Here is a 20,958-nt window from a genome sequence, read left to right on the forward strand (position 1 = left end):
AGGCCTTAATTCCGCATGACAAAACGGAATGACAAAGCAGAAAAGGCAGCCGTAGCTGCCTTTTCCTGTTGCATGCACCATGCCAGGGCTGCCGGCGCGCCGGCAGCCCTGGCAATGCGGCGTTTACAGCACTGCCGCGATAGCGTCGACAACGGCGTCGATATTGCGGCTGTTCAGCGCCGCCACGCAGATGCGGCCGGTGCCGACGGCGTAGATGCCGTGCTCGTTACGCAGGCGATCCACTTGCGCCGAGCTCAGGCCCGAGTACGAGAACATGCCGCGCTGGGCCTTCACGAACGAGAAGTCGGTCTTCACGCCCTTGGCGGCCAGCTTGTCGACCAGCGCGTGACGCATCAGCTTGATGCGGTCGCGCATCTCGGCCAGTTCCTGCTCCCACATCGCGCGCAGTTCGGGGCTGTTCAGCACGGTGGCAACCACGGTACCGCCGTGGGTCGGCGGGTTGGAGTAGTTGGTGCGGATCACGCGCTTGACCTGCGACAGCACGCGCTGGGCTTCATCCTTGCCCGTGGTGACGATCGACAGCGCGCCCACGCGCTCGCCGTACAGCGAGAAGCTCTTCGAGAACGAGCTCGACACGAAGAAGGGGAGGCCGGAATCGGCGAACAGGCGCACGGCCGCACCGTCCGGGTCGATGCCGTCGGCAAAGCCCTGGTAGGCCATGTCCAGGAACGGGATCAGGTTGCGTTCCTTGATCAGCGCGACCACTTCCTTCCACTGCTCGGTCGACAGGTCGACGCCGGTCGGGTTGTGGCAGCACGCGTGCAGCACGACGATGGTGTTGGCCGGGTACGACTTGAGCGATTCCACCATGCCGGCGAAGTTCAGGCCGTGGCTGGGCGCATCGTAGTAGGCATAGTTCACGACCTCGAAGCCGGCGGCTTCGAACAGCGCGCGGTGGTTTTCCCAGCTCGGATCGCTGATGGCAACCTTGGAGCCCGGGTACAGGCGCTTCAGGAAGTCGGCGCCGATCTTCAGGGCGCCGGTGCCGCCGAGTGCCTGGGCCGTCACAACGCGGCCTTCGGTGATCAGCGGCGATTCCTTGCCGAAAAGCAGCGACTGCACGGCCTGGTCATAGGCGGCGATGCCCTCGATGGGCAGGTAGCCGCGCGGCGTGGCGGTGGTCAGGCGCGCCTTTTCCGCTTCCTGCACGGCACGCAGCAGGGGAATTTTCCCTTCGTCGGTGAAGTACACGCCAACGCCCAGGTTCACCTTGGTGGCGCGGGTGTCGGCATTGAAGGCTTCATTCAGGCCCAGGATCGGGTCGCGCGGGGCCATTTCGACGGCAGAAAACAAACTCATTTGGACTCTCGTGGTCGGCAATGTAAGAAAACGGGAAGGCGTAGAATGCTTCGGACTGCGCTGGGGGGCGTGCGGCAGACCTGCTTGCTGGCGTTTGCTGCTTGAAGCGGGCTGTGCAACCCCAAGATTCTAGCGTATCCGCCCCCCTTTCTCAGGTATTTCCCTAACCGTCTATGTCGAATCTCGCCGAAGTCGCGCCGGCCCTGGACGAAGACAAATTCGTCACTTTTCCGGGCTCGCCGTTCCAGCTCTACCAGCCGTTTCCGCCAGCCGGCGACCAGCCCGAGGCGATCCGGCAACTGGTGGAGGGCGTGGAGGACGGCCTGTCGTTCCAGACGCTTCTGGGCGTGACGGGCTCCGGCAAGACGTTCACGATGGCCAACGTGATCGCACGCATGGGCCGCCCGGCGATCGTCTTCGCGCCCAACAAGACGCTGGCGGCGCAGCTCTATTCCGAGTTCCGCGAGTTCTTCCCGCGCAATGCCGTCGAGTACTTCGTCAGCTACTACGACTACTACCAGCCCGAGGCCTACGTCCCGCAGCGCGACCTGTTCATCGAGAAGGACTCCTCGATCAACGAGCATATCGAGCAGATGCGCCTGTCGGCCACCAAGAGCCTGCTGGAGCGCCGCGACACGGTGATCGTGGCGACGGTGTCGGCCATCTACGGTATCGGCAACCCGAACGAATACCACCAGATGATCCTGACGCTGCGCGCCGGGGACAAGGTCAGCCAGCGCGACGTGATCGCACGGCTGATCGCCATGCAGTACACGCGCAACGAGACCGATTTCCAGCGCGGCACCTTCCGCGTGCGCGGTGACACCATCGACATCTTCCCGGCCGAACACGCCGAAATGGCGGTGCGCCTCGAGATGTTTGACGACGAGGTGGAATCACTGCAGTTCTTCGACCCGCTCACTGGCCGCGTGCGCCAGAAGATCCCGCGCTTCACGGTTTATCCGTCCAGCCACTACGTGACGCCGCGCGAAACGGTGCTGCGCGCCATCGAGGACATCAAGGCCGAACTGCGCGAGCGGCTGGAGTTCTTCCACAAGGAAGGCAAGCTGGTGGAGGCCCAGCGGCTGGAGCAACGGACGCGCTTCGACCTGGAAATGCTGTCCGAACTGGGCTTCTGCAAGGGCATCGAGAACTACTCGCGCCACCTGTCGGGGGCGAAGCCGGGCGAGCCGCCGCCGACGCTGGTCGACTACCTGCCGCCGGACGCGCTGATGTTCCTGGACGAGTCGCACGTGCTGATCGGCCAGCTCAACGGCATGTACAACGGCGACCGCGCGCGCAAGACCACGCTGGTCGAATACGGTTTCCGGTTGCCGTCGGCCCTGGACAACCGGCCGCTCAAGTTCGAAGAGTTCGAGCGCAAGATGCGGCAGGTGATGTTCGTCTCCGCCACCCCGGCGCAGTTCGAGAAGGAGCATGCCGGGCAGGTGGTGGAGCAGGTCGTGCGCCCGACGGGGCTGGTCGATCCCACTATCATCGTGCGGCCGGCGGGGACTCAGGTGGATGACCTGCTGTCCGAAATCCACTTGCGCGTCGAGGCGGGCGAACGCGTGCTGGTGACCACGCTGACCAAGCGCATGGCCGAGCAGTTGACCGAGTTCCTGTCGGAGAACGGCGTCAAGGTGCGTTACCTGCACTCGGATATCGACACCGTGGAGCGCGTCGAGATCATCCGCGACCTGCGCCTGGGCACGTTCGACGTGCTGGTCGGCATCAACCTGCTGCGTGAAGGGCTGGATATCCCCGAGGTGTCGCTGGTGGCCATCCTCGACGCGGACAAGGAGGGTTTCCTGCGCGCCGAGCGTTCGCTGATCCAGACCATCGGCCGCGCCGCGCGCAATGTGAACGGCACCGCGATCCTGTACGCCGACCGCATCACCGATTCGATGCGCAAGGCCATCGACGAGACCGAGCGGCGCCGCGCCAAGCAGATTGCCTTCAACGAGGCCAATGGCATCACGCCGCGCGGCGTGGTCAAGCGCATCAAGGACATCATCGACGGCGTCTACGACGCGGGCGAGGTCAAGGCTGAGTTGCTGGCTGCCCAGGAGCGCGCGCGCTACGAGGATATGAGCGAGAAGCAGGTCTCCAGGGAGATCAAGCGGCTTGAAAAGCTCATGATGGATCACGCCAGGAACCTCGAGTTCGAAAAGGCTGCGCAGGTGCGAGACCAGCTCGCCAAGCTCAAGGCGCAGTTGTTCGGCGCCAGCGGCGAAGAGGCGCCGTTGCCGCCAGCGTAAGCGTCGTAAGGCTTTCCCGGCGCACCACGCCCGCGTGCTGGCCTATAGTGGAAAGCGTCACGCCAGATCAGGAGATGCGCCATGGTCAAGCTAGCGCTGTGGGTGCCGCTCGAAGCCAGGCCCGGCAAGGAAGCGGAGGTGGAGCAGTTCCTGCGCGACGGCTTGCCCCTGGTCGAGCAGGAAGCCGGCACCACGGCCTGGTTCGCGCTGCGGCTGGGACCATCGCGATTCGGCATCTTTGATGCGTTCCCTGACGAGGGGGCACGCGACGCGCATCTGGCGGGCAAGGTGGCGGCAGCGCTGATGGCCCGGGCGCCCGAGCTGTTCGTCGGCGCGCCGCCGATCCAGAAGCTCGACGTCCTGGCAGCCAAGCTGCCGTGAACCGGCAGGGGGCCAATATGGAACGGCAGTTCGAATACGGCGGCTACATGGTAGTTGCCAGCGCGGTCCCGGAGACCGGTGGCGGCTTTGCTGCACAAGTGCGCATTGCCGACGCGTTCGGCGAGCCCTCTGGCCCGACTTTCGAGGCGCTGGCCGGCAAGGCGCCGACGCCAGAAGCCGCGGTTGCCATGGCGGAAGCGGCCGCCATGCGCGCCATCGATGCCGGCGAGGTGAACTGAGTCTGTAGCGCTATACGCCGGCACGCCCATCATTCCTGGAGACTGGAGACGGTCATGGCCGAAATCGGCGAATGGAAGAAGAAGGTCTATGAAACCCACGAAGTGCAGGTCCTAGTGCGGCACCGCTCGCAGAGCGAGTGGGAATACACGGTGCGGGTCTGCCGCGCCGGCTGCAATATCCGCGCGGCCACGACGCTGACAGAAAAATCCCTGATCACCGACCACTACAAGACTGCCGAAGCGGCGGAAATCGCCGGGTTTGCGCACGGGGAGCGGCTCGCCAAACAGCTTTAGCGAGCCGCCGCTGGCGGGTGGCGCTAAAATCGCGCCCTTCGCCGGCAAGGCTTCCATGCGCGGCACCGGGTGTGGCCATGCCCATGGCTGGCGCTTGGCGCCGGGTGGGCGCCGCCTGCTGCGGCGCTTCCATCCATTCCTCCGGGCAGAAAGCCATGAAGAAGTACGCGATCCTGATGTGCTGCATGGGCAATATCTGCCGCTCCCCGACGGCCGAGGGCGTGTTGCGCGCCAAGCTCGCCGCGGCCGGGCTCGCCGGCCTGGTCGAGCTCGATTCGGCCGGAACCCATGACTATCACCTTGGACGTGCCCCGGACCCGCGTACCCAGCGCCATGCGCAGCAGCGTGGCTATGACTTGTCGGCGCTGCGGGCCCGCAAGGTCGGCCTGCCGGATTTCGCGCGCTTCGACCTGGTGCTGGCCATGGACCGGGACAACCTCGAGCGCCTGTCGACCTTGTGCCCGCGAGCCGATGCGCAGCAACTGCGGCTGTTGATGAGCTTCGCCACCCGCTACGACGCGGACGAGGTGCCCGACCCCTACTACGGCGAAGGCGACGGCTTCGAGCGCGTGCTCGACTATGTGGAAGATGCTTGCGACGGCATCATCGAGATGCTGCGCCAGCGCCTGCGCGACGAGCCCGCCTGACGCGCGAAGGCTGTCGAAAATCGCCGGGTTTGATGCGGTGCCGCAGGGGTAGTTGACTGAATTACTCGGGTACCTTTATACTTGACGGAAACGATCAAGTATTAGCCCTGCATCATGAGACTGACCACCAAAGGCCGCTTCGCGGTGACTGCGATGATCGACCTGGCCATGCGCCAGGATCAGGGACCTGTCACGCTCGCCGGCATCAGCCAGCGGCAGAAGATCTCGCTGTCCTACCTGGAGCAGCTGTTCGGCAAGCTGCGCCGGCACGAGATCGTCGAAAGCGTGCGTGGCCCCGGCGGTGGATACAGCCTTGCGCGCAAGGCTGAAGACGTCACCGTGGCGGATATCATCATCGCCGTGGACGAGCCGCTCGATGCCACCCAGTGCGGTGGAAAGGGTAATTGTAACGGAGATGACGGCTCCGGGCGTTGCATGACCCACGAACTGTGGGCGACGCTGAACCAGAAGATGGTCGAATACCTCGATTCCGTCTCCCTCAAGAACCTGGTGGATCAGCAGCGCGCCAAGCAGCCGGCCGTCCTGCACGATATGCGCGAAGACGCCGCAGTGCAGCCGGCGGTACCCGCCGCGCGTGGCAAGGCGGACAAGGCCGAGAAGCCGGTCCGGGCCAGGGTGGTGAATTCAGTTTTCAGCCTGGCGCAGTCCTGAGACGAGACGCACGGCAGGCAAGCAGCGCAACAAGCGATCAGCGGTCCCCTGAAAAAAGGCAGTCATAACGATGAGCACCCCACATTTCCCCATCTACATGGATTACTCGGCCACCACGCCGGTGGACCCGCGCGTGGCGGACAAGATGATTCCGTACCTGCGCGAGCAGTTCGGCAATCCCGCGTCGCGCAGCCACGCCTATGGCTGGGAAGCGGAACGTGCGGTGGAAGAGGCGCGTGAGCAGGTGGCCGCATTGGTTGGCGCCGACCCGCGCGAGATCGTGTGGACGTCGGGGGCGACCGAATCGGACAACCTGGCAATCAAGGGCGCCGCGAATTTCTACTCCGGCAAAGGCAAGCACATCATCACGGTGAAGACCGAGCACAAGGCCGTGCTGGACACCACCCGTGAGCTGGAGCGCCAGGGCTTCGAGGTGACCTACCTCGACGTGAAGGAAGACGGCCTGATCGACATGGAAGTGTTCAAGCAGGCGATCCGCCCGGACACCATCCTGGTCTCGGTGATGCTGGTGAACAACGAGATTGGCGTGATCCAGGACGTCGAGCAGATCGGCGAGATCTGCCGTGCCAAGGGCATCATCTTCCACTGCGACGCCGCCCAGGCAACCGGCAAGGTGGCCATTGACCTGAACACGCTGAAGTGCGACCTGATGTCGTTCTCGGCCCACAAGACGTATGGCCCGAAGGGCATCGGCGCGCTCTACGTGCGCCGCAAGCCGCGCGTGCGCATCGAGGCGCAGATGCACGGCGGCGGCCATGAGCGCGGCATGCGCTCGGGCACGCTGGCTCCGCACCAGATCGTCGGCATGGGCGAGGCCTTCCGCATCGCCCGCGAGGAAATGGCGACCGAGAACGAACGCATCCGCATGCTGCGCGACCGCCTGTGGACCGGCCTGAAGAGCATGGAAGAGGTCTACCTGAACGGCGACCTCGAACACCGCGTGCCGCACAACCTGAACGTCAGCTTCAACTTCGTCGAAGGCGAGTCGCTGATCATGGCGATCAAGGACGTGGCCGTGTCGTCGGGCTCGGCCTGCACCTCGGCCTCGCTGGAGCCGTCGTACGTGCTGCGCGCGCTGGGCCGCAACGACGAGCTCGCGCATAGCTCGATCCGCTTCACGGTGGGCCGCTTCACGACCGAGCAGGAAATCGACTACACCGTCGAACTGCTCAAGAGCAAGATCGGCAAGCTGCGCGACCTGTCGCCGCTGTGGGAGATGTACAAGGATGGCGTCGACCTGAATTCGATCCAGTGGGCCGCGCACTGAGCGCTGTCCGCACGCATGACCCCATAAAAGATCAAGTACGAGGTAAGCAAAATGTCATACAGCTCCAAGGTTCTCGACCACTATGAAAACCCCCGCAACGTCGGTTCCTTCGACAAGGGCGACGACACCGTGGGTACCGGCATGGTCGGCGCCCCGGCTTGCGGCGACGTGATGAAGCTCCAGATCAAGGTGAACGAATCCGGCGTGATCGAAGACGCCAAGTTCAAGACCTATGGCTGCGGCTCGGCCATCGCTTCGTCGTCGCTCGTGACCGAGTGGGTGAAGGGCAAGACCGTCGACCAGGCGCTCGAGATCAAGAACACCCAGATCGCCGAAGAACTGGCGCTGCCGCCAGTGAAGATCCACTGCTCGATCCTGGCCGAGGACGCCATCAAGGCGGCCGTCGAGGATTACAAGAAGAAGCACCCGGGCGCTGCCGAACAGAAGGCTGCCTGAGCCTCGTGGGCTCCGAAAGAAGGAAGACGCGACGATGATCACGATCACCGAGAAGGCCGCCAGGCACGTGGCCCGCTACCTGGAGCGCCGTGGCAAGGGCGTGGGCCTGCGCCTGGGCGTGAAGACCACCGGCTGCTCGGGCCTGGCCTACAAGCTGGAGTACGTCGACGAACTGCTGCCTGAAGACCAGGTGTTCGAGTCGCATGGCATCAAGGTCATCGTTGACGCCAAGAGCCTGCCGTACATCGACGGTACCGAACTCGACTACGCGCGCGAAGGGTTGAACGAAGGTTTCCGCTTCAACAACCCGAACGTCAAGGACGAGTGCGGCTGCGGCGAGTCCTTCACGGTCTGAGCGTCGGCGCGGAAGGAACCGGATGGAGCGCTGCATCGTCGGCTTCCATCGGGACGAGGAAGGTGACTGGGTCGCCGAACTCGATTGCGGGCACGGGCAGCACATGCGCCACAACCCGCCCTGGCAATTGCGGCCGTGGACGGCCACGGAGCAGGGCCGGGCGGCCCGGCTTGGCGCAACGGTGAACTGCCTGAAATGCGATCGCAACGAACCGCTGGCCGATTGGGCGCAGGTACCTGGGCAAGGGCGCGCCGGCGGCGGTTGATGTGAATGCACAAGGGGGCGGCGCGGCCGCTCTTTTTGTTGGGGAAGCTGTTGAAAGACGATTTTTTTTCGCTGTTCGGCTTGCCGGTGCAGTTCGGCGTGGATGAGGCGGCGCTGGACGCCGCATACCGGACGGTGCAGTCGCAGGCGCATCCGGACCGCTTTGCCAATGCCGGCGATGCGGAGCGGCGCGTGGCGATGCAGTGGGCCGCGCATGCCAACGAGGCCTACCGCACGCTGCGCCAGCCGCTCAAGCGCGCTATCTACCTGTTGGGGCTGCGCGGGGCGGACGTGCAGGCGGAGAACAACACCGCCATGTCGCCCGCATTCCTGATGCAGCAGATGGAGTGGCGCGAAGACCTGCAGGACGCCGTCGAGTCCGGTGACGTCAACCGCCTGGATGGCCTGCTGCGCGGGCTGCGGCAGGAAAAACGCGAGCGGCACGCTGCGCTTGGCGCGCTGCTGGACGCCGGCGACAACGAGGCTGCGGGCGCGGCGGTACGGCAACTGATGTTCATCGAGAAGATCGAACACGATACCAGCGAGGCGATCGACCGGCTGGATCCGTAGGCCCAGCACGTTTGGCGGGGTCATGTGACAATGGCGCCCGTCGCGAAAGCCGCCGGTGCGGCGGTCATCATCGCGCACGAGAAAGCGAAGAATCATCATGGCATTGCTCCAGATCTCCGAACCCGGCATGTCGCCGGCGCCCCATCAACGCCGTCTTGCCGTTGGCATCGACCTCGGCACCACCAACTCGCTGGTGGCGGCGGTGCGCAACAGCATTCCCGAAGTCCTGTCCGATGACCGCGGCCGCGCGCTGCTGCCCTCCGTGGTGCGCTACTTGCCGGACCGGACCACGCATATCGGCTACCGCGCCCAGGACGAGGCGGTGCGCGACCCGAAGAACACCATCGTCTCGGTCAAGCGCTTCATGGGCCGTGGCCTGAAGGACGTGGCCCATAACGAGCACAGCCCGTACGACTTCGTCGATGCGACGGGCATGGTGCAGATCAAGACCGTGGCCGGCGTGAAAAGCCCGGTGGAGGTCTCTGCAGAGATCCTGGCGACGCTGCGCCAGCGTGCCGAAGATTCGCTCGGCGATGACCTGGTCGGCGCCGTCATCACGGTGCCGGCCTATTTCGATGAAGCGCAGCGCCAGGCCACCAAGGACGCCGCGCGCCTGGCCGGGCTGGACGTGCTGCGCCTGCTCAACGAGCCCACCGCGGCGGCGATCGCCTACGGCCTGGACAATGCCGCCGAAGGCATCTACGCGGTCTATGACCTCGGTGGCGGCACCTTCGATATCTCGATCCTGAAGCTGACCAAGGGCGTGTTCGAAGTCCTGTCGACGGGCGGCGATTCCGCGCTCGGCGGCGACGATTTCGACCAGCGCCTGCTGTGCTGGGTTGTCGAGCAGGCCGGCCTGCAGCCGCTGTCGGCGCAGGACACCCGCCTGCTGATGGTGCGCGCGCGCGCGGCCAAGGAAGCACTGTCGGAAGGCGACAATACGGTGATCGATGCCGTGCTGGATTCCGGCGAGATCGTGCACCTGCCGCTGACCGATGACACGTTCGACCAGATCACCGCGCACCTGGTGCAGAAGACCCTGGCGCCGGTGCGCAAGGCACTGCGCGATGCGGGCGTGACGGCCGATGAGGTCAAGGGCGTGGTGCTGGTCGGCGGCGCCACGCGCATGCCGGCCATCCGCAAGGCGGTGGGCGACTTCTTCGGCCAGCCGCCGCTGACCAACCTGGATCCGGACCGCGTCGTCGCGCTCGGCGCCGCCATGCAGGCCAACCTGCTGGCCGGCAACCATGCGCCGGGCGAGGACTGGCTGCTGCTGGACGTAATTCCGCTGTCGCTCGGCGTGGAAACCATGGGCGGCCTCGTGGAAAAGATCATCCCGCGCAACAGCACTATTCCGGTGGCGCGCGCGCAGGAGTTCACGACGTTCAAGGACGGCCAGACCGCCATGGCCATCCACGTGCTGCAGGGCGAGCGCGAGCTGGCCAGCGACTGCCGGTCGCTGGCGCGCTTCGAACTGCGCGGCATTCCGCCGATGGTGGCGGGTGCGGCGCGCATCCGCGTGACCTACCAGGTTGACGCCGACGGCTTGCTGTCGGTCACTGCGCGCGAGACACATTCGGGCGTGGAATCGTCGGTCACCGTGAAGCCGTCGTATGGCCTGGCCGACGACGACATCGCGCGCATGCTGCAGGACAGTTTCCGCGAGGCCGAGCACGACATGAAGAGCCGCGCGCTGGCCGAAGAGCGCGTCGAGGCCGATCGGCTGATCGAAGCCACCACGCGTGCGCTGGAGACTGACGGCGACCTGCTGTCGGCCGACGAGCGTGCCGCCGTCGAGGCGCTGATCACCTCGGTGCGTGACATCGCCGCTGGCGAGGATCATCACGCCATCAAGGCCGCGATCGAGACGCTGTCGCGCGGCACCGACGAATTCGCCGCCCGCCGCATGGACCGCTCGATCAAGAGCGCGCTGGCCGGGCGCAAGGTGCAGGAACTCGGCTGATCACCGGCTCCCGCATCGCACAGCATCAATACCAGGACACGACATGCCACAGATCATCGTTTTGCCCCACGCCGAATACTGCCCGGAAGGGGCCGTGATCGAAGCCGAGCCCGGCGTCAGCATTTGCGACGCACTGCTGGCCAACGACATCGACATCGAGCACGCCTGCGAGAAATCGTGCGCCTGCACGACCTGCCACGTGATCGTGCGCGAGGGCTTTGACTCGCTCGAGGAGGCCGAGGAGAAGGAAGAAGACCTGCTCGACAAGGCCTGGGGACTGGAGCCCCAATCGCGTCTGTCATGCCAGGCCATCGTCGCTGACGAAGACCTGACGGTCGAGATCCCGAAGTACACCATTAATCACGCGAAGGAAGGCCACTGAGGCCCGGAGAACCCCATGAAGTGGACCGACACCTACGACATTGCCGCGGCGCTGTATGACAAGTTTCCCGACGTGGATCCGGTAACGATCCGCTTCACGGATCTGCGCAAGTGGGTACTGGAACTGGACGGCTTCAGTGACCTGCCCGAGCGCTCTGGCGAGAAGATCCTCGAAGCGATCCAGGCGGCGTGGATCGAGGAAGCGAACTGAGTCTTCCTGAAGCGTTCTGTGCGCTGCTTCCTGACTCGCACGGAACATCGCCTTAGCCAATCGTCGCGCGGGAACTGCCGATCAGTCTGCAGCCGCATTCGCAACCATCTCCCTCCATCGCAACGGGCAGGCCTCCGAACATTGGCCCGGAGGCCTCGATGATCTTGTTGCGCCCATGGGGCTGCCCGTCCGGATAGACCTGCGGACAGTCCACCTCGTCGTGCAGCCGCGCAACGGCGCGTCCCCAAAGCTTGTACGTGGGCGAGCCCGTGGCCACCACGCCGTTGTGGTCGGTTACATCACCGACCGTGATGATGCGGCGGGGGCTCATGTACTGGCCTCGCCCATCCACGTCCACACAACCAGCGCTTCGTCGGCAGGCGATAGCCCGAAGCGGATCATCGGCATCCCTTTTTGCCAGAGGACGCCGGATTGGCTGGCCACCAACGCCGCCTTCGGGTGTCCGGGGGGAAGCGAGGCGCGCCACATGCCGGTCAGGGGCGTGATCTCACCCGATCGCACTGTGACCGGAGCCCCGGTTTGCGTCGGCGGTGCGTTGACGCGAAAGCGCACGCCATCCAGCAGCCTGTTCCAGAGGGCAATGGCTTCGTCATCGCTCAGGGACGCCGCATCTGCGGCGCCGATGCGGTTGGCCGCTACCTTGGTGTACATCTTTGCGCCGATGCGGGCAGGATGCAGCGTGGAGCGTTCCTTGCCTATGGCTTCCCATTCGAAGTCATGCGTACCATTTGCACGGCGGACCAGCGATTCCTCGCCCTGCCACACGCCGACCGGGCGCTTGCGTTCTCGCAGGGTGGTCAGTTTCGGATAGCGGCTGCCAAGATCCTTCTTTTGTTCGGCGATTGATGCCAGGAGCCCTTCTCCTACACCGGTCGCCAGCTTGTTGGAGTCGACCGAAAAGCTGACATCCGGGAAACTCGGGAGATGAATGCCCGCGCCGAAGATTTCCTGGAATGTGCCAGATGCATCTGCAACAAAGCCGTGGTCGATGCAGACGCCGGGGGCGGTCGGAATGTCGGCATTGTCGCGTGCGCGGATGCTGTACACCAGAGGGGCAAGTTTCTCGCCACCTGTGAACCACTCGTACAGATTCGATCCGGATGCAACGAAGGTATGCTTCATTTCCACCCCGTAGTCGATCGAAAGTTGGTCTTCAAAGTAGCGAATCTCCCAACTCATCGGCGATGCTGCGTGGCCAAAATAGCTGATGCTGGCAGTTCGGTCCTTGCTTAGGACTTCGTGGCGGAAGGACTCCGCACGCTCTTTCAAGCGCTCCGCTTGGCCAACGTGCGTAACGATCTTGCCGGGAAACTCCTGGAATCCCCATAGCAACTTGGCTTCCGCCGGGACTTCCATCACGTAGCGCCCAAAGCAAACCTGCTTGGTGTTGGCAAAGAGCGTCTGCAAGCGCGGCGACAGCGTAACGGGTTCCGACATGTTCTTCTCCGGATAGGTATGCGATTGGCACCCCGCGAGCAGCAGGGCGGCAAGGCTGATGGCTAGGGCTCGGCGGATCATTGATCCCACCATGTGGCAGTGTTGGCGATCTTGATGATCGAATACAGGGTGCTCGCCAGCACCTGGTCATTCTGATAGCTTGCCTGATGCTCGTAGCCGGTCTGCCGGAACAGCGTACCGCGCACGGCTTCGGCCGACGCCTTGGCAGGTACTGTCTGGTCCCCGGCGTCGGCCGGAGGCTCCACGCGCAGTGTCAGCGGCTGGCCGCTTCGAGTACGCACCACGATGCGGCCTTGGGCATCCTCGCTCTCTAGCGTCCATGTGAGCGGGTCGCCGTGTGGCGTCAGATCGGCAGTGTCCGCGCGCCAGGTCACACTGCCATAGGCTTTCTGGTCACTGTCATGGCCATAGCTGGCGTAGGTGACCGGGTGGTACAGATCTTTGATGTTCTTGTGGAAAAGCTGCGCAGCGGCAACCCGCTTCTTCGCAAGAGCGAATGGCTCTGCGCCTTTAGTATCCTTATCTGCCGGATTAATCCACTCAGGATTCAGCAGCCGCCACCACGCCTGCGGGTTGCGCCCATAGATGTCATAGAATGGATCGCCAACAGCCATTGGCGCTGCTGGCTTGTCGACGCCCAGCGTCCGATGCAATTCCAGATCGTTCCAATACGCCTTCAATGGGCCGTCCGACGTGATCGGCAGCGCCATCACCTGCCGGTAGTCGGCTGTCTGCAGGCGCAACCAGCCGCGCGGATAGGAGGCGGAAGGCAGCAGTTCCAATGGGCCTGAGGCATTGGCAAAAACGGCCGTCACCTCCTTGCCCGTTTTGCCCATGACATCCCGGACAAGATTCCCAACCAGATCGTTCTGCGCCTCGAATCCTGCGCGTACCCGCTTGTAGGCGGCCCCGGCCCCGAGTGCAGGCTGGACGCCGTGATAGATCCCGAGGATCTTGTCCTTCGCGTTGCCGTAGTCCGGATGCAGCAGCGCGCGGGCGACCAGCCCGCCCATGGAATGCGTGACCACGATCACCTTCTCGCACTGCCGCCCGTTGGCTTTGTACATCCGGATGATGTCGTCGATTCGCCTGGCAAGCTTCTGCGCGGATGTGCCGTTGCTCTGCAGCCAGTTGTAGCCCATCGCGTAGACCGGATACCAGCAGTTCGCCACACGCAGGATATCGGCCTCCGTCAGCGCATCGCCGGCGCCGCCCCAATAGGCAGGATTGACACCCAGCACTTCTACTCTCTTGCCCTGCTTCCAGGTTGGCGAAAGCACTCCGGTCTTTGGCGCCAGCATGTCATTCAGATGCGCCTCCAGCAGCTTGATCACGGTGCCGTAGGTGTCGAACATGACCTCGCTCCATCCGCGCCAGCGCGCCTTCTGCGCAGCCGTGGCTTCGTGTTTGCCGCGCCTGGCTTTCCATTGCTCGGCGGCTGGCGGCAACGGTGCGCTCATCAGCAAGCCGATGTCGGGCAGCCCGTCCGGCACATTGCGGTGCCGCTTGTCGGAATTCACCGTCTCCTGGCCGGTCATGTCGAACTTGCCGGCGTCGTCGGTGATCTCGTAGCGATCCACTTCGGTCTCGTCCGGATCGAAGTTCAGTTGCCGCAATTCCGGGGAGTCATTGCGACGAGCCAGAGTGTCCGAGATATCATCGGGTCGCCATGCGATGTTGTCGTCGCGCTTAAGGTCCTTCTGTCGCGTCCGGCTCATGCGCAAATGACTGCCCATGATGCCCGGCAGGAAAATGATCGGAATCACCTTGTCAGGCGGCACCGGCAGGCTCACGCGCTGCTTGTCGGTCGAGGGCGTCAGCGCAATGGTGGCACCGGCATGCCCGCCGATTTCCTCGCCTGTTTTCAGATGGATGCGATCAGTTTCCATGGAGGTTTCCCAGAATTTGTACGCGGATGTTCTCTGCCCCCTGGCTTTGCTGGAGTGTGGTCAGCCCATCCGGATTCGTGGCGCCCTCGATCACGCTGCCGTCCGACTGCGTCAGGCGGAATTTCCGATTTCTGGCAGGCGAGCCGTCGGGCAGATGCAGATACACCTCCTGGTCGAAATCGCTTCACGCAGGTTGCCCGCGCCGAAACAGCGCAGCCCCTGCGAGCGAATGGCCTCCATGCGAATGCGGGCGATCATGTCGCCTTCGTTCCATGGGTGGTTGTCCGTCGCGGGCTGGGCGTGTTCGCTTGGGAAGTCGTACACCTCCTGATGCAGCTCGCCAGTATTCAGTCCGGTGTCTCTCGGGTCCGAACTGCTGGCAGTCAGGTTGCCGCGCGGCTGGGTGAAGCTGTAGGCATTGGTCGTGTACTTGCCGGCTACCACGGCATCGACGACCGTGAAGGTATCGAGATGTTCCTGGTCGATCCGGACTCCGGGCGGGTGAATCTCCAGAACCTGATACGCCTCGCTCGGCATGGTGAGGTAGCCGCCCACGTGGTCGACCAGAACCAGGCGATGCCTGCCGGCCGAATGTTCGAAGAACCAGGATATTCCCCAGTGCTGCATCAGCCGGGCGACGAAAACGTAGTCGCTTTCATTGCACTGGGTGCGATAGACCCGTTTTGGGTACTTCGCCGCGTCCAGCCTGCGCTCGACGGGGAAGGTATAGGCGGACAGGACTTCCTCGATGATTTCGATATCCGTGCGGTTCTCGAAAACGCGGCTGTTCCGGTTCTGCGAGGCAATCCAGAGCCATGGACGCAGTGTCAGTCCATAGACAAAGTGCCGCCCCTCGGCGCGCAGGTAGCGGGCGCGATCGACAATGCCACTGATTTCGCGGGTACCCGAGCCGATGCGGCCGGCCAACCCCTTACCCATGCCATCGAGTTCGATCCGTACTGTGAGCTCGCGCCCGTTCATCTCGCGCAGGTCGAAGTTGCCTTCCGGGCCGTGGAAGTTGTACGGCTTGTCGGGGGTCTTGAGTTCGAGTTCGTATTCGAACAGGCTGCAGAGGTTCTCGTGACCCTCCAGGCGCACGAAGGTGAAAGGGGACTGGCCCAGAATTTCCGGCAAGGCCGGACCGGCGACCGTGACGGTGCGGGCGGGGAACGGCAGATGATCGCGGATACCCATGCGAACGGCCTCCTGAGATGAGGATTCCCGCAGGGCACCCGTGATGCGCGTGAAGCACCTGCTGCGGACCGAAGGCGATGTTATCCGCAGGCAGCGCGTTACATGTGTCAACTATTGCAATATTCGCAGCGTCGGCCGCCAGGGTATGGGCGTCCTTCCGTACGAGTGCCGTGGGGCCCGGGACGCTCGCATTCGACGACCAGTTGCAGGAGTCCCGCTATCAGAAGCGATAGCCGACGCCTGCCAGGAAGATGTCGGCGTCGCGGTCGTAGCCGGTCATCACGCGGTTCCACGACAGCCGGCCCAGCCAGTGCTCGCTGATGCGGTAGCTGGCCGACATCGTCAGCAGCCCGGCCCAGCGCGAGGGCGAGCTATCCGCCCCCGGCCCGCCGACATGCAGCGTGGTGGCATAGTACGGACCGGCGCCGACGCCTAGCGTCAGCCGGTCGCCAAAGAATCCACCGCTGAGCCACGCCTGCGCCGCCACGCCGCGGCGGCGCAGCAGGTCCGAACTGCCCTCCGAGAAGTAGCTCAGCGTTCCTTCGACGCCCCGCCAGAAACCGTGCCGGTACTCCACTGCCGCCGCGAAGTCCGTTTCCGAATCAAAGCTGTTGACGATATTGGTGCCAAGAAAGATCGTCAGCTCGTCGCCGGTCAGGGCACTGGTGCGCGTGCCCGCAACGAACGGGCCGTCGCGCCGGCCATGGTCGAGCTGGTAGCCCACACCGAGCAACAGCGTGTTGGCGTTGAAGCTAGACGGTGCCTGGATGCGGTTGAACCGCGCCTGCACCATCCAGGGGCCGCCCCTGACGTACCAGGTTGCGGCCGTGCTGGCCAGCAGCGCGACGCCATGGCGATTGCTGTAGCTGTCGTCGGGCCGGGCGTCCGTGGTGTCGAAATACAGGTAGGGGCCGGCGCCTGCCGAGAACGCAAACTGGCGGCCAGGTGTCAGCCAGCGCCACCATAGCTGGGCGCCGTGGCCGTCGCGATGGCGACCGCTGATGTGTCCTTCGTTCAGGTAGGTGTAGGTCGCATACCAGTTGTCCGTGAGGTTCTGCTGGTAGCTGTAGGCATAGACCGCGCTGCGGTCGTCGTCACCGTGGATCGGCGGGTTGGTGTAGGCGCCGCCCATCAGCAGCAGCTCCTGCCCGTGTGCCGCTTGCTGCAGCATGGCCAGCAGCAGGCTGCCAGCCAGGGGCATGACGCGCTGCCAGATGCTGAAGGTCCTGCGGTTGGCGCATTGCATCTTGTGGATTCCGATGAGCCTGGACGCTCAGGAATCATAGCAAAGTGCAGGGGAGGTTTCTGCGGAAGGGCCGGGCTCTTTGTGTTACGGAATATTCCGCCCGGACGCGTACGTGGACACGGGCTCCCCCGGGCGTGAGCAAATCACGGGAGCAAAGAAAAACCCCGCCTTGGGGCGGGGCTCAGATCGCTGGCAAAGGGGAGAAACCAGCCAGCGTGTCAGGCTTGTACTCAATCCTCCCGCCGCAGGTGCGGGAACAGAATGACGTCGCGGATGTTCGGGCTGTCGGTCAGCAGCATCACCAGGCGGTCGATGCCGATGCCGCAGCCGCCCGTCGGGGGCATGCCGTATTCGAGCGCGCGGATGTAGTCGGCGTCGTAGTACATGGCCTCTTCGTCGCCGGCGTCCTTTTGCTCGACCTGCTTGCGGAAGCGCTCGGCCTGGTCTTCGGCATCGTTGAGCTCCGAGAAGCCGTTGGCGATCTCGCGGCCGGTGATGAACAGCTCGAAACGCTCCGTGATGCCCGGCACCGTGTCCGAGGCACGCGCCAGCGGCGAGACTTCCACCGGGTAGTCGACGATGAAGGTCGGCTCCCAGAGCTGGCTTTCGGCGGTTTCCTCGAACAGCACGAGCTGCAGCGTGCCAATTCCGGCGTTGAGGAACTGCGGCGCGCTGGTGTTGACGCCGAACTTCTTCAGCTCGGTGCGCAGGAACCCGGCGTCGGCCAGCTGCGCGTCGGTGTATTGCGGCGCGAATTTCTGGATGGCCTGGCAGATCGTCAGGCGGTGGAACGGCTTCGACAGGTCCAGTTCGCGGCCCTGGTAGGTCAGCACGGCGGTGCCACTGGCGTCGATGGCGGCCTGGCGGATCAGGTTCTCGGTGAAGTCCATCAGCCAGCGGTAGTCCGTGTAGGCCGCGTAGAACTCCATCATGGTGAACTCGGGGTTGTGGCGCGGGCTCACCCCCTCGTTGCGGAAGTTGCGGTTGATCTCGAACACGCGCTCGAAGCCACCGACGATCAGGCGCTTCAGGTACAGCTCGGGCGCGATGCGCATGAACATCTGCATGTCCAGCGCGTTGTGGTGCGTGATGAACGGCTTGGCCGCAGCGCCGCCCGGGATCGGGTGCAGCATCGGCGTTTCGACTTCCATGAAGCCGGCGTCGGCCATATGGCGGCGCAGCGACGACATCGCCTTGGTGCGCGCGCGGAAGGTATTGCGGGTTTCCGGCGAGACGATCAGGTCCACATAGCGCTGGCGGTACTTCATTTCCTGGTCGGCCAGGCCGTGGAACTTGTCCGGCAGCGGGCGCAGCGACTTGGACAGCAGGCGCAGTTCCTGCACCTGCACCGACAGCTCGCCCTTGTTGGTGCGGAACAGCACGCCGCGCGCGCTGATGATGTCGCCGAGGTCCCAGTGCTTGAAGGCGGCGTAGACGTCTTCGCCAACCTTGTCGCGCGTGATGTAGAACTGGATCTGGCCGCTGCCGTCCTGCACGGTGGCGAAGCTGGCCTTGCCCATCACGCGCTTGAGCATCATGCGGCCGGCGATGGCGACTTCCACCGGGCTGGCTTCCAGCGTGGGCTGGTCGGTCTCGCCATACTGGGCGTGCAGCGCGCCGGCCTGGTGGGTCGGGCGGAAATCGTTGGGGAAGGCCACGCCTTGCTGGCGCAGGGCCGCCAGTTTCTCGCGCCGCTCCGCGATGATCTTGTTCTCGTCTGCGGCGGGCGTGTCTGAGGCCGGTGCGGCCTGGGCGCGGGTGGGTTCGGTCATGATGTCTTGTCGGGTCGCGCGCGGCATGCCGCGCGCGGGTTCAGTATGGCTTCAGTAATTGCGCAGGTCGTCCAGCTCGGTGCTGCCGAAGTCCGGGCGATGCAGGTAAGCAAGGATGCGGCCGGCGGTTTCTTCGGCGGAAGCAAGCTGCTGGTTTGCTTTCAGGTCGCGGAAGCGCTGCACCTGGGCAAAGTCGGCATTGCGGATGGTGTCCTGCATGCCGGTGTCGACCACGCCCGGTGCCAGGGCCACCGCGCGCACGGTGCGCGGCGCCGGCGTGCCGGCGTACTCGGCGTTGACCGAGCGGATGAACATGTCGAGCCCGGCCTTGCCGGCGCAGTAGGCGCTCCAGCCCTCGATCGGGTGGCGTGCCGCGCCGGACGAGATGGCGAGCACCTTGCGCGGGCAGTCGAACTTCTCGGTGCGTTCCAGGAACGCGCCGGTCATGATCATCGGCGTGGCCAGGTTGGTCAGCAGGTGCGGCAGCAACGTGCTTTCCTGCAGGCGCGAGACGGGGCCGATCGGCTCGACCACGCCGGCGTTCAGGATCAGCGTGGCGCTGGCGGGCGGCTGGTCCTGGCTCTCCAGCACGCTGGACAGCCAGCCGGCGGCCGACGCGGGCTGCGACAGGTCCTGCAGGTGCCAGGCTACCGGCACGCCGCTCATGGTGGCAACGCGCTCAAGCTCAAGGTTGCGGCTGCGCGCCACGCATACCAGGCGGTTGCCCGGCACGAGCAGGGCATTGGTCAGTGCCGCACCAAGCCCGCGCGAGGCGCCGGTGATGATGTAGAGGTGGTCTGCTTCGCTCATGATGCCCCGGTTGGAGGAGCCGCCCGGCGGGCGGTGCGTCGTTGGCGGTGGTTGCCGGGCTGCCATGCCCGCACGGCGGACATGGCAGCGGCCTTACAGTCCCTGCTTGAGGCTGGCCTCGATGAACGGGTCCAGATCGCCGTCCAGCACCTTCTGGGTGTTGGACATTTCCACGTTGGTGCGCAGGTCCTTGATGCGGCTCTGGTCCAGCACGTACGAGCGGATCTGGTGGCCCCAGCCCACGTCGGTCTTGCCGGCTTCGAGCTTGTCGGCCTCGGCCTGGCGCTTGCGCATCTCGTGCTCGTACAGGCGCGACTTCAGCATCGACATGGCCTCGGCACGGTTGCGGTGCTGCGAACGGTCGTTCTGGCACTGCACCACGATGCCGGTCGGGATGTGCGTGATCCGCACGGCCGAATCGGTCTTGTTGATGTGCTGGCCGCCGGCGCCCGAAGCGCGGTAGGTATCCACGCGCAGGTCGGCCGGGTTGACCTCGACCTCGAACGAGTCATCGACTTCCGGATACACGAACACCGACGAGAACGAGGTATGGCGTCCGCCCGACGAATCGAACGGCGACTTGCGCACCAGCCGGTGCACGCCCGTTTCCGTGCGCAGGTAGCCGAAGGCGTATTCGCCCTCGATCTTGATGGTCGCGCTCTTGATGCCGGCCACGTCGCCTTCGGATTCTTCGAGCACCTCGGCCTTGAAGCCCTTGCGTTCGCAGTACTTCAGGTACTGGCGCAGCAACATGGACGCCCAGTCGCACGCTTCGGTGCCGCCGGCGCCGGCCTGGATGTCGATGAAGGCGTTGGCCTGGTCCATCTCGCCCGAGAACATCCGGCGGAATTCCATCCCCGCCACGATTTCCTCGAAGCCCTTGACGTCGGTCTCGATCGACTCGAGGGTTTCGTCGTCGCCTTCTTCCCTGGCGAGCTCGAACAGCTCATCGGCACCATTGAGGTCGTCCGTGAGCTTGCCGAGGACGCTCACCACGCCCTCGAGTGCTTTCTTTTCCTTGCCGAGATCCTGGGCGCGCTTGGGGTTGTTCCAGACGTCCGGGTCTTCCAGCAGGCCGTTGACTTCTTCCAGCCTTCCTACTTTGACATCGTAGTCAAAGATACCCCCGTAGATCTTCCGTCCGGGAACGGAGATCGGAGATGGCACCGGAGATGGCGTTGAGGCGTTCTGCTTCCATGATGATCCTGCGCTTCGAAAACCTTGAATTATAGCGGATTCGGGCCGTATTTCGGGCCGCCGGGCGGC

General features: G+C 64.5%; 23 protein-coding genes. 14 read left to right on the forward strand and 9 right to left on the reverse strand.

Translation table 11 applies throughout. The annotated features are described in order from the left end of the window. Positions 1-123 precede the first annotated feature (123 nt). Positions 124-1,320 carry an amino acid aminotransferase gene (locus LDO29_RS02785; protein ID WP_224078256.1) on the reverse strand — a complete coding sequence of 399 codons (1,197 nt, stop codon included), beginning with the start codon at positions 1,318-1,320 and terminating at the stop codon, positions 124-126. 173 nt (positions 1,321-1,493) lie between these two features. On the opposite strand from LDO29_RS02785, the gene uvrB reads away from it, so the two are divergent. From uvrB to iscX, 14 genes are all read left to right on the forward strand, one after another. After that, positions 1,494-3,581 (forward strand): excinuclease ABC subunit UvrB, encoded by a 2,088-nt coding sequence (gene uvrB / locus LDO29_RS02790; protein WP_224078257.1) that lies wholly within the window; start codon positions 1,494-1,496, stop codon positions 3,579-3,581. Positions 3,582-3,662: 81 nt separating this feature from the next. Further along, the gene (locus LDO29_RS02795) at positions 3,663-3,962 is read left to right on the forward strand and encodes a putative quinol monooxygenase (protein WP_224078258.1); all 300 of its coding nucleotides are present in this window, start codon (positions 3,663-3,665) and stop codon (positions 3,960-3,962) included. Between the two features lie 17 nt (positions 3,963-3,979). Beyond that, positions 3,980-4,201 (forward strand): hypothetical protein, encoded by a 222-nt coding sequence (locus tag LDO29_RS02800; RefSeq protein ID WP_224078259.1) that lies wholly within the window; start codon positions 3,980-3,982, stop codon positions 4,199-4,201. A 54-nt stretch (positions 4,202-4,255) separates the two neighbouring features. Continuing rightward, entirely contained in the window at positions 4,256-4,495 is a 240-nt protein-coding gene (locus tag LDO29_RS02805; protein ID WP_224078260.1) for a hypothetical protein, read from the forward strand. Between the two features lie 155 nt (positions 4,496-4,650). Next, positions 4,651-5,142 (forward strand): low molecular weight protein-tyrosine-phosphatase, encoded by a 492-nt coding sequence (locus LDO29_RS02810; RefSeq protein WP_224078261.1) that lies wholly within the window; start codon positions 4,651-4,653, stop codon positions 5,140-5,142. Positions 5,143-5,256: 114 nt separating this feature from the next. Next, a complete protein-coding gene (gene iscR / locus LDO29_RS02815; protein ID WP_224078262.1) occupies positions 5,257-5,814 on the forward strand; it encodes a Fe-S cluster assembly transcriptional regulator IscR in 558 nt (185 codons plus the stop codon). A gap of 64 nt (positions 5,815-5,878) precedes the next feature. Next, positions 5,879-7,102: an IscS subfamily cysteine desulfurase gene (locus LDO29_RS02820; RefSeq protein ID WP_290369508.1), complete on the forward strand. Its 1,224-nt coding sequence runs from the start codon at positions 5,879-5,881 to the stop codon at positions 7,100-7,102. 51 nt (positions 7,103-7,153) lie between these two features. Next, a complete protein-coding gene (gene iscU, locus LDO29_RS02825; protein WP_224078264.1) occupies positions 7,154-7,558 on the forward strand; it encodes a Fe-S cluster assembly scaffold IscU in 405 nt (134 codons plus the stop codon). A 34-nt stretch (positions 7,559-7,592) separates the two neighbouring features. Continuing rightward, positions 7,593-7,913 carry an iron-sulfur cluster assembly protein IscA gene (iscA, locus tag LDO29_RS02830; RefSeq protein WP_224078265.1) on the forward strand — a complete coding sequence of 107 codons (321 nt, stop codon included), beginning with the start codon at positions 7,593-7,595 and terminating at the stop codon, positions 7,911-7,913. 22 nt (positions 7,914-7,935) lie between these two features. After that, entirely contained in the window at positions 7,936-8,178 is a 243-nt protein-coding gene (locus tag LDO29_RS02835) for a DUF3565 domain-containing protein (RefSeq protein ID WP_224078266.1), read from the forward strand. A gap of 5 nt (positions 8,179-8,183) precedes the next feature. After that, positions 8,184-8,747, forward strand: a complete 564-nt coding sequence (gene hscB, locus LDO29_RS02840) for a Fe-S protein assembly co-chaperone HscB (RefSeq protein ID WP_224078267.1) — start codon at positions 8,184-8,186, stop codon at positions 8,745-8,747. Positions 8,748-8,844: 97 nt separating this feature from the next. Then, positions 8,845-10,710 carry a Fe-S protein assembly chaperone HscA gene (hscA, locus tag LDO29_RS02845; protein ID WP_224078268.1) on the forward strand — a complete coding sequence of 622 codons (1,866 nt, stop codon included), beginning with the start codon at positions 8,845-8,847 and terminating at the stop codon, positions 10,708-10,710. A 43-nt stretch (positions 10,711-10,753) separates the two neighbouring features. Then, entirely contained in the window at positions 10,754-11,092 is a 339-nt protein-coding gene (gene fdx, locus LDO29_RS02850) for an ISC system 2Fe-2S type ferredoxin (RefSeq protein ID WP_224078269.1), read from the forward strand. Between the two features lie 15 nt (positions 11,093-11,107). After that, complete coding sequence (gene iscX, locus LDO29_RS02855) at positions 11,108-11,302, forward strand: Fe-S cluster assembly protein IscX (RefSeq protein WP_224078270.1); 195 nt, start codon at positions 11,108-11,110, stop codon at positions 11,300-11,302. A gap of 52 nt (positions 11,303-11,354) precedes the next feature. Here iscX and LDO29_RS02860 read toward each other — a convergent pair whose 3' ends face one another. From LDO29_RS02860 to prfB, 8 genes are all read right to left on the reverse strand, one after another. Beyond that, positions 11,355-11,633 carry a PAAR domain-containing protein gene (locus LDO29_RS02860; protein WP_224078271.1) on the reverse strand — a complete coding sequence of 93 codons (279 nt, stop codon included), beginning with the start codon at positions 11,631-11,633 and terminating at the stop codon, positions 11,355-11,357. Continuing rightward, positions 11,630-12,760 carry a T6SS immunity protein Tli4 family protein gene (locus LDO29_RS02865; RefSeq protein ID WP_224078272.1) on the reverse strand — a complete coding sequence of 377 codons (1,131 nt, stop codon included), beginning with the start codon at positions 12,758-12,760 and terminating at the stop codon, positions 11,630-11,632. The genes LDO29_RS02860 and LDO29_RS02865 overlap by 4 nt, the downstream gene beginning before the upstream one ends. 77 nt (positions 12,761-12,837) lie before the next feature. Beyond that, on the reverse strand, positions 12,838-14,670 hold the full coding sequence (locus LDO29_RS02870; RefSeq protein ID WP_224078273.1) for a lipase family alpha/beta hydrolase: 1,833 nt from the start codon (positions 14,668-14,670) through the stop codon (positions 12,838-12,840). Positions 14,671-14,781: 111 nt separating this feature from the next. Beyond that, complete coding sequence (locus LDO29_RS02875; protein WP_224078274.1) at positions 14,782-15,864, reverse strand: type VI secretion system Vgr family protein; 1,083 nt, start codon at positions 15,862-15,864, stop codon at positions 14,782-14,784. Positions 15,865-16,084: 220 nt separating this feature from the next. Then, a complete protein-coding gene (locus LDO29_RS02880) occupies positions 16,085-17,110 on the reverse strand; it encodes a porin family protein (protein ID WP_224078275.1) in 1,026 nt (341 codons plus the stop codon). Positions 17,111-17,340: 230 nt separating this feature from the next. Beyond that, positions 17,341-18,882 carry a lysine--tRNA ligase gene (lysS, locus tag LDO29_RS02885; RefSeq protein WP_224078276.1) on the reverse strand — a complete coding sequence of 514 codons (1,542 nt, stop codon included), beginning with the start codon at positions 18,880-18,882 and terminating at the stop codon, positions 17,341-17,343. A 51-nt stretch (positions 18,883-18,933) separates the two neighbouring features. Further along, on the reverse strand, positions 18,934-19,692 hold the full coding sequence (locus LDO29_RS02890; RefSeq protein ID WP_224078277.1) for an SDR family oxidoreductase: 759 nt from the start codon (positions 19,690-19,692) through the stop codon (positions 18,934-18,936). A 93-nt stretch (positions 19,693-19,785) separates the two neighbouring features. Beyond that, positions 19,786-20,890, reverse strand: a protein-coding gene (prfB, locus tag LDO29_RS02895; RefSeq protein ID WP_224078278.1) for a peptide chain release factor 2 whose coding sequence is annotated in 2 segments (ribosomal slippage) — positions 19,786-20,808 and positions 20,810-20,890 — 1,104 coding nt in all. Because the reading frame shifts where the segments join, the coding sequence is not laid out codon by codon here. Positions 20,891-20,958 lie beyond the last annotated feature (68 nt).

Origin of the sequence: Cupriavidus laharis, from assembly GCF_914271435.1 — a bacterium.
Taxonomy (GTDB): Bacteria; Pseudomonadota; Gammaproteobacteria; order Burkholderiales; family Burkholderiaceae; genus Cupriavidus; species Cupriavidus laharis.

Excerpts from the sequence above, each read along its gene's own strand:
- LDO29_RS02785 (WP_224078256.1), bottom strand. The coding sequence starts at position 1,320 with ATGAGTTTGTTTTCTGCCGTCGAAATGGCCCCGCGCGACCCGATCCTG.
- uvrB (WP_224078257.1), top strand. The coding sequence starts at position 1,494 with ATGTCGAATCTCGCCGAAGTCGCGCCGGCCCTGGACGAAGACAAATTC.
- LDO29_RS02795 (WP_224078258.1), top strand. The coding sequence starts at position 3,663 with ATGGTCAAGCTAGCGCTGTGGGTGCCGCTCGAAGCCAGGCCCGGCAAG.
- LDO29_RS02800 (WP_224078259.1), top strand. The coding sequence starts at position 3,980 with ATGGAACGGCAGTTCGAATACGGCGGCTACATGGTAGTTGCCAGCGCG.
- LDO29_RS02805 (WP_224078260.1), top strand. The coding sequence starts at position 4,256 with ATGGCCGAAATCGGCGAATGGAAGAAGAAGGTCTATGAAACCCACGAA.
- LDO29_RS02810 (WP_224078261.1), top strand. The coding sequence starts at position 4,651 with ATGAAGAAGTACGCGATCCTGATGTGCTGCATGGGCAATATCTGCCGC.
- iscR (WP_224078262.1), top strand. The coding sequence starts at position 5,257 with ATGAGACTGACCACCAAAGGCCGCTTCGCGGTGACTGCGATGATCGAC.
- iscU (WP_224078264.1), top strand. The coding sequence starts at position 7,154 with ATGTCATACAGCTCCAAGGTTCTCGACCACTATGAAAACCCCCGCAAC.
- iscA (WP_224078265.1), top strand. The coding sequence starts at position 7,593 with ATGATCACGATCACCGAGAAGGCCGCCAGGCACGTGGCCCGCTACCTG.
- LDO29_RS02835 (WP_224078266.1), top strand. The coding sequence starts at position 7,936 with ATGGAGCGCTGCATCGTCGGCTTCCATCGGGACGAGGAAGGTGACTGG.
- hscB (WP_224078267.1), top strand. The coding sequence starts at position 8,184 with ATGCACAAGGGGGCGGCGCGGCCGCTCTTTTTGTTGGGGAAGCTGTTG.
- hscA (WP_224078268.1), top strand. The coding sequence starts at position 8,845 with ATGGCATTGCTCCAGATCTCCGAACCCGGCATGTCGCCGGCGCCCCAT.
- fdx (WP_224078269.1), top strand. The coding sequence starts at position 10,754 with ATGCCACAGATCATCGTTTTGCCCCACGCCGAATACTGCCCGGAAGGG.
- iscX (WP_224078270.1), top strand. The coding sequence starts at position 11,108 with ATGAAGTGGACCGACACCTACGACATTGCCGCGGCGCTGTATGACAAG.
- LDO29_RS02860 (WP_224078271.1), bottom strand. The coding sequence starts at position 11,633 with ATGAGCCCCCGCCGCATCATCACGGTCGGTGATGTAACCGACCACAAC.
- LDO29_RS02865 (WP_224078272.1), bottom strand. The coding sequence starts at position 12,760 with ATGTCGGAACCCGTTACGCTGTCGCCGCGCTTGCAGACGCTCTTTGCC.
- LDO29_RS02870 (WP_224078273.1), bottom strand. The coding sequence starts at position 14,670 with ATGGAAACTGATCGCATCCATCTGAAAACAGGCGAGGAAATCGGCGGG.
- LDO29_RS02875 (WP_224078274.1), bottom strand. The coding sequence starts at position 15,864 with ATGGGTATCCGCGATCATCTGCCGTTCCCCGCCCGCACCGTCACGGTC.
- LDO29_RS02880 (WP_224078275.1), bottom strand. The coding sequence starts at position 17,110 with ATGCAATGCGCCAACCGCAGGACCTTCAGCATCTGGCAGCGCGTCATG.
- lysS (WP_224078276.1), bottom strand. The coding sequence starts at position 18,882 with ATGACCGAACCCACCCGCGCCCAGGCCGCACCGGCCTCAGACACGCCC.
- LDO29_RS02890 (WP_224078277.1), bottom strand. The coding sequence starts at position 19,692 with ATGAGCGAAGCAGACCACCTCTACATCATCACCGGCGCCTCGCGCGGG.